The organism is Litoreibacter sp. GN1-5 (assembly GCF_055693805.1).
The window spans coordinates 1,417,180-1,427,685 of the sequence record NZ_JBVFUP010000001.1; the positions used below are offsets into that span (position 1 = coordinate 1,417,180).

The 10,506-nt window shown below is 54.2% G+C and carries 11 protein-coding genes; 2 read left to right on the forward strand and 9 right to left on the reverse strand.

Annotated features, from left to right (window positions below; translation table 11 throughout):
* Positions 1 to 92 precede the first annotated feature (92 nt).
* The gene (locus tag ACZ1HF_RS07325) at positions 93 to 569 is read right to left on the reverse strand and encodes a GNAT family N-acetyltransferase (RefSeq protein ID WP_472656871.1); all 477 of its coding nucleotides are present in this window, start codon (positions 567 to 569) and stop codon (positions 93 to 95) included.
* A gap of 68 nt (positions 570 to 637) precedes the next feature.
* Between ACZ1HF_RS07325 and ACZ1HF_RS07330 the strand changes: the two genes are divergently transcribed.
* Positions 638 to 1,243: a flavin reductase family protein gene (locus ACZ1HF_RS07330; protein ID WP_472656872.1), complete on the forward strand. Its 606-nt coding sequence runs from the start codon at positions 638 to 640 to the stop codon at positions 1,241 to 1,243.
* A gap of 48 nt (positions 1,244 to 1,291) precedes the next feature.
* Here the strand turns inward: ACZ1HF_RS07330 and ACZ1HF_RS07335 are convergent, their stop codons facing one another.
* From ACZ1HF_RS07335 to bhcA, 5 genes are all read right to left on the reverse strand, one after another.
* The gene (locus ACZ1HF_RS07335) at positions 1,292 to 2,308 is read right to left on the reverse strand and encodes an AbrB family transcriptional regulator (RefSeq protein ID WP_472656873.1); all 1,017 of its coding nucleotides are present in this window, start codon (positions 2,306 to 2,308) and stop codon (positions 1,292 to 1,294) included.
* Between the two features lie 108 nt (positions 2,309 to 2,416).
* The gene (gene bhcD, locus ACZ1HF_RS07340) at positions 2,417 to 3,406 is read right to left on the reverse strand and encodes an iminosuccinate reductase BhcD (protein WP_472656874.1); all 990 of its coding nucleotides are present in this window, start codon (positions 3,404 to 3,406) and stop codon (positions 2,417 to 2,419) included.
* Between the two features lie 13 nt (positions 3,407 to 3,419).
* On the reverse strand, positions 3,420 to 4,583 hold the full coding sequence (gene bhcC, locus ACZ1HF_RS07345) for a 3-hydroxy-D-aspartate aldolase BhcC (RefSeq protein WP_472656875.1): 1,164 nt from the start codon (positions 4,581 to 4,583) through the stop codon (positions 3,420 to 3,422).
* A gap of 11 nt (positions 4,584 to 4,594) precedes the next feature.
* Complete coding sequence (gene bhcB / locus ACZ1HF_RS07350; RefSeq protein ID WP_472656876.1) at positions 4,595 to 5,566, reverse strand: beta-hydroxyaspartate dehydratase BhcB; 972 nt, start codon at positions 5,564 to 5,566, stop codon at positions 4,595 to 4,597.
* A gap of 7 nt (positions 5,567 to 5,573) precedes the next feature.
* Positions 5,574 to 6,764 (reverse strand): L-aspartate--glyoxylate aminotransferase BhcA, encoded by a 1,191-nt coding sequence (gene bhcA / locus ACZ1HF_RS07355; protein WP_472656877.1) that lies wholly within the window; start codon positions 6,762 to 6,764, stop codon positions 5,574 to 5,576.
* Between the two features lie 205 nt (positions 6,765 to 6,969).
* Here bhcA and ACZ1HF_RS07360 point away from each other — a divergent pair, with 205 nt between their 5' ends.
* On the forward strand, positions 6,970 to 7,752 hold the full coding sequence (locus tag ACZ1HF_RS07360) for an IclR family transcriptional regulator (protein ID WP_472656878.1): 783 nt from the start codon (positions 6,970 to 6,972) through the stop codon (positions 7,750 to 7,752).
* A gap of 93 nt (positions 7,753 to 7,845) precedes the next feature.
* On the opposite strand, the gene ACZ1HF_RS07365 is transcribed toward ACZ1HF_RS07360, so the two are convergent.
* From ACZ1HF_RS07365 to ACZ1HF_RS07375, 3 genes are read right to left on the reverse strand one after another with little or no spacing between them, the layout of a single operon-like run.
* Complete coding sequence (locus ACZ1HF_RS07365) at positions 7,846 to 9,423, reverse strand: isochorismatase family protein (protein ID WP_472656879.1); 1,578 nt, start codon at positions 9,421 to 9,423, stop codon at positions 7,846 to 7,848.
* Between the two features lie 11 nt (positions 9,424 to 9,434).
* Entirely contained in the window at positions 9,435 to 9,644 is a 210-nt protein-coding gene (locus ACZ1HF_RS07370) for a hypothetical protein (RefSeq protein ID WP_472656880.1), read from the reverse strand.
* Between the two features lie 9 nt (positions 9,645 to 9,653).
* Positions 9,654 to 10,502 (reverse strand): N-acyl homoserine lactonase family protein, encoded by an 849-nt coding sequence (locus ACZ1HF_RS07375; RefSeq protein ID WP_472656881.1) that lies wholly within the window; start codon positions 10,500 to 10,502, stop codon positions 9,654 to 9,656.
* Positions 10,503 to 10,506 lie beyond the last annotated feature (4 nt).

The window sequence follows — 10,506 nt, forward strand, 5'->3', positions numbered from 1 at the left end:
CAATCTGGACTTCAACCGGCACATCCGGCATTTTAACGGGGGGCAAAATAGTCTGGTTCATGTCTTAAATTTGGGTGGACAAGCGCATGGTTTCAAGTCTGGCGATATTTTTGAACCTTGCCTGACACACCGTCCCAGTTGCCAAGCCCTAGCACGCGATCAGGGTTTGTGGGGGTTGGCATCACGATATCCTCCAAACGCTGGAACCCGAAACGGCCATAATATGGGGCATCCCCCACCAACATCACCCGCGCCCACCCTGCGACCTCAGCCCGGATCAGGCTATCGCGGATCAAAGCAGCCGCCAGACCCTCGCCCTGACGAGTCGGATGTACGGCAACAGGGCCCAGCAACAAGGCCTTAGCTTTCCCTATATGCACTGGCCAATACCGGATCGCACCGCCCAGTACGCCCAGATCATCACGAGCTACCAGAGACAGATCAGAGACAGACGGCACATCATCGCGCAAACGATAAGATGATAAGGCCGTCCGGCCCGGCGCAAAGCACAGATCAAACAGCGCCTCGACCTCCCACCAATCCTCTGCCGTCTCTGGTTTGAGTTCCACGCAACCGTCCGAATTTCTCTTTCGAAACAAGTAACATGGCGTTACCCCTGTCGCAAAGAGGAGTTCACATGTTCTATCGCCCCGAAGATGGCCACGGCCTACCCCATAACCCATTCAATGCCATTGTCACGCCGCGCCCCATTGGCTGGATCGCGACCCGGGATGCGGATGGGTCAGAAAATCTGGCCCCCTACTCTTTCTTTAATGCAGTCGCCTATGTGCCACCACAAGTGATGTTCGCATCCACAAGCGCAAAACCTGACCGCGAACGCGGCAAAGACACTGTGTCAAATATTCTGGCAACGGAAGTTTTCTGTGTGAATATCGTCGAATATGCAGCCCGTGACGCGATGAACGTAACCTCTGGTCAATATGGGCGTGAAACGGATGAGTTTGCCTTGGCAGACATCAAGCGCACCGCATGTGAGACAATCGACTGTTCTCGCGTGGCCGAGGCCCCCGCCTCGCTCGAATGTAAATTGACCAAGATTGTAGAACTGGACGGCGAGGCAAATTTTGCCGTGTTTGGCGAAGTGACGGGTGTCCACATGCGCGACGATTGCCTTGTGGACGGGTTATTTGACGTAACCACTTTCCAGCCATTGGCGCGTCTGGGGTATCAGGATTACACCCATGTGACCGATGCGTTTAGTTTGAAACGCCCCGAAGGGTAAGCGGTACAACTGGCCTTAAAGCAGAAAGCAATTTTACACATTTGGGCCTCACCCGAAGCGCTTGAAAGCAAGTGCGGCAGGAACAAATACGCTCAGGAAAAGTAGTCTCGCCAAATGATGGAACGCCACAAAGGCAGGGTCTGCCCCAAGTATTGCGGACATGGCGACCATTGTTTCCAACCCGCCCGGTGCGAAAGCGATCAGCAAATCAGTTAACGGCAATGTGGTAAGCGTTGCAACAAGCAGCGCAGCGAGGAAAGCCACAACAAGGCTCAGCGCTGTCAGGCAAACACCCCCCAGGGCAGCACTGGCCAGCATCGTGGGTGTAACACCGCTGAAGCGCGTCCCGATAAGCGTGCCCATGATCGCAAATGAACCAATGGTCAAAACCTGCGGCATGGCGCCGGGGGTAAGGTCTGCGCCATGCCCGAAAGACGACACAACCATACCGCCAAACAGAAAAGCTGCGGGCACAGACAGTCTTTTCAACCCCCACCCAAGACCAATTGCCAAGCCAAACAGGATGGCAAGATGAAGGTAAGATAACTGCTCACCTTCTGATAGGCGCATAGACATATCCGCATCCATCAGCAGTGCCACCATCGCCGGCACCATGAGCGTCAGTATCAATACGCGTAAGGATTGAGTGACTGCAACAAGCGCAACATTGGCCCCGATATCTGCACTGAAACCAAGAACATAGCTAAGATGACCGGGGCTTGACGCCAGAAGTGAGGTTTTACGATCCATCTCAAAGAACCGCCGGAACATCCAGGCACCACTCAACATGATCAAGGCAATGGCAAGGCACATAATTATCAAGCTAACGGGCCATGTGCGTGCTGCCGACAGAATTTCAGGCGTAACCCCGGTGCCAAGCGAAAGCCCGATAATCACAAAACACAAGTCCCGCAATATAATGGGGATCGTACAATTCACCCCAAGCAGGGCAGCAACGGAAACGACCATTGCCGGACCTGTCAGAAAAGGTGCGGGCAAGCCTGCCACCCATGCGGCCGCAGCCCCACATGCACCGATCAGAAGGGTTATCAGAACAGATTGCACAGGCCTCGCCTACACCTGAGCTATACCATGTTCAAGATGGTATAGCTGCGCGTTGTCGAACCACAACCTGAACCGACAAACGCTGGAGGCGATGTTATCTAAGATACATCACAGAGCAACGCGTGCGGCCAAGCCTTGTTCTGTCGCCAGACGTGCAGCGACCGACGCGACAGCCAGATCCTGCAAACCAACACCTGTGCCATCAAACAAGGTAATCTCGTCAGGACTTATACGACCCTTATGAGTCCCGTTTATCACAGCTCCAATCGGGGTAATTGCATCTTCGCTGAGCAGCCCATCGGATATGGCGTGCTGCGCCTCGCCAATGCTGATTGACTGCGCGATCTCATCGGTGAAAACCGTCGCATTTGCGACCAGTGCTGCATCGATTTCTTGCTTACCCTTCGTATCAGTGCCCATACACGCGATATGAGTGCCCGGTTTGATCCAATCCCGCATCAACAGCGGCTCGAAGGCAGAAGTTATGGTGATGATGACATCGGCTTCCGCACCAAGCTGTTCACGCTCAACGGCCTCAAACGGCAAACCAAGCTCTTTGGCCACGGCGCCCAATTTCGGCAACATCTCGGGATGTGGATTCCATGCGATGACCTTCTCGAAATCACGCTGCTCGGCGGCGGCGCGAAGTTGGAAGGTTGATTGATGTCCAGCACCAATCATGCCCAGCACTTTCGCATCTTTGCGCGCCAGATGCGCAATCGATACCGAAGACGACGCCGCAGTGCGTACCGCCGTCAGATAGTTGCCGCCCACCAGTGCCTGCAATTGCCCGGTATCAGGATCAAACAGGAAGATCGTGGATTGGTGGTTGGTCAGACCCTTTTCCATATTACCCGGCCAATAGCCACCGGACTTGACGCCCAATGTCATGCCAGATTTATCAAAGCCGGATTTAAAGCCATACAAAGCATCCGCATACCCAATCGCTTCCCGGATGACCGGGAAGTTATAGGCGTCCCCCCGTGCCATTGCGCCAAAAACATTCTCGACCGCTTTGAACGCATCCGAGCGTCCGATGACCTTTTCACAGATTTCTTCTGAGATGATCAGCAGGCCATCGGCCTTTATCTTGTCCATCGTGTTCATATCCTTAATAGGCCTTGCCGCGGGCGGAAATGGGCCAAAGCGTTTCGACCTTGCCGTTCCGAACACCCACATACCAGTCATGCACGTTGCAGGTTGGATCACAGTGACCGGGCACTAATTTGAGTTTGTCATTCACCTTGAGAACGCCGTCAGGATCAGCAATCACGCCATGTTCGTCCGAGCATTTGACGTATTCCACATCACTGCGCCCATAGATGAACGGCAGACCTGAATCTACTGACTGCACCTTGAGCCCAGCATCGCAAATCGCTTTGTCAGCCTTTGCGTGGGACATGACGCTGGTCAGAATAAACAGCGCATTTTCCCATTCACCCTGATCGATCCGATTGCCATCTTTATCAAGGATACGACCATAGTCGGCATCCATGAACGCGTAAGAGCCGCATTGCAGCTCATTATACACGCCGGAATTGCCCTCGAAGTAATAAGAACCGGTGCCACCGCCGCCAATGATGTCGCACTCCAGGCCTTCTGCTTTCAGCGTATCCACAGCATCTTTGACCATCGCTACGGCCAGATCGATCTTGGCCTTTCGATCATCATAGCTACCAAGATGCTGCATCGCCCCTTGATAGGCTTGAATACCTGCAAATTTTAGCCCGTCCGCCGCATCAATCGCCTTGGCAATCTCGACAACAGCCGGGGTTGTGGTCACGCCACACCTGCCCGCGCCACAATCGATCTCGACCAGGCACTCGATTTGTGTGCAGTGCTTCAGTGCCGCCGCTGACAGGTCAGCGACATTATCCAGATCGTCCACACAGCAGAGCGCGCGGGCCCCAAGTTTGGGCAAGCGCGCCAAACGGTCAATCTTCGCGGGTTGGCGCACTTGGTTTGACACCAGCACATCCTTGATGCCGCCCCGTGCGAACACCTCGGCTTCCGAGACTTTCTGGCAGCAGACACCGCAGCTTCCGCCAAGCTTTTCCTGAAGCAATGCCACATCCACGGATTTATGCATCTTGCCATGCACCCGGTGGCGCACGCCCATGTCCTTGGCGAAATTGCCCATCTTGGTGATGTTGCGCTCAAGTGCGTCCAGATCGACAACAAGACAAGGGGTATGAATGTCAGCTTCATCCATGCCGACAAAAGCGGGGATGTCATAACCAACTTCAAAATCATCAAGTGTCACTTGCTTGTTCATGGTCGCTCTCCTTAGCCCGTGATCCAGGGCAGTTTATCCAAATCTACATTTCCACCGGTTACGATGACGCCGACCCGCTTGCCGCGGAACACGTCCGGGTTTTTCAGGATGACGGCCAATGGCACGGCGCAGCTTGGCTCCATAACGATTTTCATCCGTTGCCAGGTCAGTTTCATCGCGTCGATGATTTCCTGTTCCGAAGCCGTGAGAATGTCGGTCACGTAGTTCGACACAAAGTGCCACGTGTTCTCCTTCAGTGGCACTTTCAGCCCGTCTGCGATCGTCACCGGCGCGTCATCCGCAATAATGTGACCCGCCTTGAAGCTGCGATAGGCGTCGTCGGCCTGTTCAGGCTCTGCCGCATAAATCTCGATATGCGGCGCGATAGAACTTAGCGTCAGACAAGTGCCAGAGATCATCCCACCCCCACCAATAGGGGCCACAATGGCATCCAGATTTTCCACCTGCTCCAGCATTTCGCGTGAACACGTCGCCTGCCCTGCAATGACGCGTGGGTCATTGTAGGGATGCACGAATTCCGCGCCGGTTTCCTTGACGACTTCTGCGAAAACGGCCTCGCGACTGGTTGTCGAGGGCTCACACTCTACAATCTTGCCGTCGTAACCCCGTACTGCGTCTTTCTTTGCCTGAGGTGCTGTACGCGGCATGACGACTGTGCAGGGAATGCCCCTGCGACCTGCCGCATAACTTAGCGATAGAGCGTGGTTGCCGGATGAATGGGTCGCGACGCCCTTTTCGGCCATCTCATCGCTAAGGCCGAAGACTGCGTTGGAGGCACCACGCACCTTGAACGCACCCGCTTTCTGAAAGTTTTCACATTTGAAAAATAGCTCTGCCCTCGACAGCCCGTCTAAATACTCCGACGTCAAAACCGGAGTGCAATGTATATAAGGCCTGATCCGGTCATGGGCCGCGATCACATCGTCGAAGGTCGGCAGTGGCATATCAGCAATGTCCTTCATAGCATCCTCACGCAGCTGTTTTCAGGGCGGTGCCCTGCGATTTGCGGTAGTAGTCTTGTGCGGCTGCGACGCCTGATCCAAGCGTAATCGGATACTCCAGATCGGCCATCGCCATCTCGATCGTCGCCAGTCCTGAAAGCACCATAACGTCGGTCAATGACCCTAAATGCCCAATACGGAAGGCCTTGCCGTTCATCTGCCCCAAGCCAATGCCGAAGGACACACCATAGGCGTTGAAAGCGTGATCCGTCAGGGCGTTGCTGTCGAACCAATCCGGCACATAAATCGCGCTGACCGTATCCGAGTACAGCTCTGGCGATGTCGCAACCAGCGAAAGCTCCCAGGCCGATATGGCCCTTCGCACGCCTTCAGCCAGTCGAAAATGGCGCGCGTAGACATTGTCTAACCCTTCTTCAAACAGCATGTTCAGACTTTCATTCATGCCGTAGATCAGTTGCAGAGGGGGCGTGTAGGGGAAGCCACCACTGGCATTCGCATTCATCATATCACGAAAGTCAAAGAATGTCCGGGGCAGCTTTGCGCTGTCCATCACAGCAAGTGCCTTTTGACTGACCCCTAGTATCGCCATACCCGTCGCCAGCATGAATCCTTTCTGAGAGCCCGAGACCGCGATATCGACGCCCCACTCATCCATACGGAATTCCATCGAGGCCAGTGAGCTGACGCAATCAACAAACATCAAAGCAGGGTGGCTTGCCGCATCCACTGCTTTGCGCACCGCGTCGATATCGGATTTCACACCCGTGGCCGTTTCATTATGCGCAACCAAAACAGCTTTGATGTTGTGGTGCGTATCAGCGCTCAGGATGCTTTCAAACTGATCGGCGGGCGCACCGTCACCCCATGCGCAATCAACGACCTGAACATCAAGACCCTGGCGCTGGCACAGATCAATCCAACGATGCGAGAACATACCATAGCGGGCCACCAAAACCTTGTCCCCCGGCGACAAGGTGTTCGTCACAGCAGCCTCCCACCCGCCGGTCCCGCTGGCCGGGAATGTGATAACCCTGCCATCACGCGTACCGAATACTTTCTTCGTCCCTTCAAGCACCGGCGCAAAGGTTTCCACGAAATCCGGCGCGCGGTGATCGCGGGTCTGTACCTGCATGGCAAGACGCAGCCGATCAGGAATATTGGTCGGGCCTGGAATAAAAATCGGGTTCTGGTCAGACATGGCATATCTCCTGTTGTCTCAGACCATCATCTCTCAAATCAGATATTTTTTTAATTTTCTCGAAATGTTTTTCATTAAAAGATTTTTATTCGGTAAGTAATTGAAAAATATATTTAAATCAGTTTTCATATTTCTAGTTAGCGCTATTAATTGAAATTATTTTTCAAAAATATAATAAATAGCATGCCGAAATTAGGATAACACCATGACACCGATTCAGAAAAAACCACGCGGACGTCCCCGTTCACAATTTAACGATCAACCTGCGCCTACGATGCAAGCTCTTGATCGCGCTTTAGGCGTTCTGGTTGCCCTGTCCAAAATAGATCAAGCGAATTTGACCGATCTATCGCTGAGCCTTGGTATACCAACAGCAACCACCCACCGCATTCTGGTCACGTTACAGAAACATGGGTTGGTTGAGTTTGAGGACAGCACGCAAAACTGGATGGTCGGGCTTGAGGCATATCGCATCGGCAGCACCTACATCAAACGCGCCAACCTGCTGGAAATCAGCCGCCCCATCATGCGCCGTTTAATGGAACGCACTGGCGAGACGGCCAATCTTGCAATCCCAGATGGGCATGAGGTTGTCTTCGTCAATCAGGTCGAGACCCAAAATCCGATCCGGGCATTCTTTAATGCGGGAACCCGGACACAAATGCACGCCTCCGGCACTGGCAAGGCGATACTGGCTGCAATGCCCGAGCAAAAATTGATCCGGCTGCTTCAAAGCGCAGGCCTGCAAGAATTCACATCGAACACATTGACAACACCGGCTGCCCTGTTCGAAGACCTTAAGATAACCCATAATCGGGGCTGGTCTTTTGACTGTGAAGAACGGTTTAACGGCATGTCCTGCATAGGTGCCGCAATCTTTGATGCACGTGGCGAAGCTGTGGCAGGCATCTCGATCTCGGGCCCAAGCAGCCGCTTTTCCGAGCATCGCATTCAGGAGTTCGGCACAAAAGTCGCTACAAGCGCATAAGAGATAACCCGCATCATCGGTGGGCCGGATTATACGACCAAAGACCCATTATTATACAACGCCGAGCCCTAGACCCGCGTATCATTATATCTGCTACCTCAATGCCGCGATGACCGCATCGACATTCGTAACAGTGGACACTTCCTGCAATCCGTAACCAATCGCCACGTTATGCCATTCCGCATTCATGGTTGAGCAAGAATCTTCCGGCACAATCATGTGGAACCCTTTATCCGCCCCGGTCCGCGCAGTGTGCTCGACGCTCATATTCGTCCAGCTTCCGCAATTCAGGATCGTGTCGCGCCCGCCGTGGCGCAGATAAGCCTCCAGCCGCGAGGTTTCCCACGCGGACATCGACATTTTCTCAACCACTAAATCACCCTGGCGCGGCTCAAGCCCCGGCACAGGTGCGCCACCCCAAGTTCCGCGCACCAAAGCGTTTTTCTCTTTCAGGCCCCGTTGCAGGGCAGCGTGTTGCACCAGATAGGGCGCGCCGGGTTCCAGCAACATATGGACATGCAGGATCATCACGCCCTTCGCCCGCGCAGCCTCTGCCAGACGGATATTGTTGGCCACGACATTCTGCTGGCGCGCATGATCGGGCGACCCGGTAAAGGCAAACGCTCCGCCATCCATCATCACATCATTTTGCAGGTCCTGAATAATCATAGCCGTGCGCGCGCCCTCAATTGGGGCTAGGTTCGTGTTAATCATGGGGCTTTCCATCTGTGTATCCTGCGGGGAGGCCGCTTTCGGCGTCATAAAAGGCTCGGCCCGGCCCGTGGCCTTGGTGTCGAGCGCATAGAGCCCGGTGGAGGCCGCGATATAGAGCGTGTTCCACCCTGCCCCGCCCCAATGCATATTGGCGGCCATCTCGGGCACTTCGATCTCGCCCAGCTTCTTGCCGTGGAAGTCATAGACCCAGATGCCCCCCGGCGCGGTCACATAGACATTGCCCTTCTCATCAGCCTTCATTCCGTCCGGCACACCGGCACGCGCGTTTTCCTTGATACCACTTGCAAAAATACGGCCATTCACCAGCCGTCCGTCTGTACCCACGTCAAACATGCGGATATTGGCCTGATCCGTATCGTTGACCCACATCCATTTCTGGCAAGGCGAGAAGGTCAACCCATTGGGTTGGCTGAACATATAGCGATCCGAGACAAGCTGAGGTTCATCGCCCGGCTTATGTCCCGGCGGCAAACGGTAAACCCCCTGAAACCCTTGTTGCAAGGGACGCGGCACGCCGAAATGTTCCAACCGGCCATAGGTCGGGTCAGTGAAATAGACCGCACCATCATTGCCCACGACAATATCGTTGGGGGAGTTCAGCTCTTTCCCCTCGAAATGGCTACACAGCACCGTGCGCTGCCCCGAAGGCGAAATGCGGACGACACTGGAGGTCGAATGTTCGCAGATCAGAAGATTCAGATCGGCGTCATATGTCATCCCATTGCCCTTGTTCGAGGGACGCGCGATTTCCACGATAGTACCATCCGGCATGTATTTACGCCTTGTATCGCCTGGCATGTCGGAAAAGATCAGGTGGTTTTCGACCGGATGCCACAAAGGCCCTTCGGTAAAGATAAACCCGTCGCCCAATTTGCGCATGGGGGCGTGGATATCAATCAGATCGTGGAAAGCTTGCGAAACCGCAATATGAGCCATGTGTTACCTCTTCACTTTCGGAAAACTTTGAAGATCGTCAGAATGATGGCTGCGATCACAAGGCCTGACAGACCCCACACCAGCTTTTCGAACTGTAGGGCGGGGTCATGCAGATAGGCGGCCGGTTCAAGATCCCCGAAGATCACAACGAGAACCACGCCGCCAAGACCAATCAGGCACAATAGCCCTAGCACTTTCGAGCCCTTGGGGTCGCTTGCCATACGTCAGCCCTATACCGGGAACCACGGTCGATCCGGCAGGCTTTCGGTCATCGAGCCGGGTACTTGCATGCCTAAACGGCCAACCACATGGGCGTGTTCAATTTTCGCAGGCTTATCATGGATCGGCAGCAGGAAGGTGTAGTTCTGCAAGAGCTTCTTGATCGCGCCTTTTTCTTCGCGTTTGGTTTGTGAATGATTGCCGGTTACGCGCGGCTCCATCCAGTTGTTGGTCATCACGTGGTTTACGATCTGATCGTTGAAATCATAAATCACGTCACCACAGATACAGGCCAGACCCTCGGCGGTCTCCACGATCACATTCATCGATCCTTCAGTATGCGCGCCTGCAGCTTCACACCAGACGCCCGGAATGATCTCCTCCGCGCCGGTAATATCGAGATCAAGAAACCGCATCGCCTCGGGCTCGTAAATCCGGTCGACCAGATGCTTGATGTCGGGCTTTGGATATTGCGGGTACATGATGCCGGACACGCTGAATTCCATCTCGCGCCGATTCAGACAAACGGTCGTATTCATCGGGAACAAGTCATCCTTGCCCGCATGGTCGATATGCAAATGGGTGTGCAGGATGTAACGGATATCGCCCAGCTTCAGCCCGTGTTTAGCAAGTTGGTTTTCGATCATATTGTCGTGGAACTGCAGGCCCCGCATGCCAAGGCTCTCCATGATCGCATTGTCGCGGTACCCTGTATCCACCAGTACCGGATAAGCGCCGCCAAGGATCAAGAACCCATAGACCGGCACACGCCGGGTACGGCCGCATTCATGACCCAGCACCAAAAAAGAGGTCTCCAGCTCAATATCCCCATAGTCGAGAACGTGAATTTGCAAAGCCATGATA

Bases quoted from the DNA above. Each gene is read 5' to 3' on its own strand.
- ACZ1HF_RS07330 (WP_472656872.1), top strand. From the start codon at position 638: ATGTTCTATCGCCCCGAAGATGGCCACGGCCTACCCCATAACCCATTC.
- bhcC (WP_472656875.1), bottom strand. From the start codon at position 4,583: ATGAACAAGCAAGTGACACTTGATGATTTTGAAGTTGGTTATGACATC.
- ACZ1HF_RS07375 (WP_472656881.1), bottom strand. From the start codon at position 10,502: ATGGCTTTGCAAATTCACGTTCTCGACTATGGGGATATTGAGCTGGAG.
- ACZ1HF_RS07370 (WP_472656880.1), bottom strand. From the start codon at position 9,644: ATGGCAAGCGACCCCAAGGGCTCGAAAGTGCTAGGGCTATTGTGCCTG.
- bhcD (WP_472656874.1), bottom strand. From the start codon at position 3,406: ATGGACAAGATAAAGGCCGATGGCCTGCTGATCATCTCAGAAGAAATC.
- bhcA (WP_472656877.1), bottom strand. From the start codon at position 6,764: ATGTCTGACCAGAACCCGATTTTTATTCCAGGCCCGACCAATATTCCT.
- ACZ1HF_RS07365 (WP_472656879.1), bottom strand. From the start codon at position 9,423: ATGGCTCATATTGCGGTTTCGCAAGCTTTCCACGATCTGATTGATATC.
- ACZ1HF_RS07360 (WP_472656878.1), top strand. From the start codon at position 6,970: ATGACACCGATTCAGAAAAAACCACGCGGACGTCCCCGTTCACAATTT.
- bhcB (WP_472656876.1), bottom strand. From the start codon at position 5,566: ATGAAGGACATTGCTGATATGCCACTGCCGACCTTCGACGATGTGATC.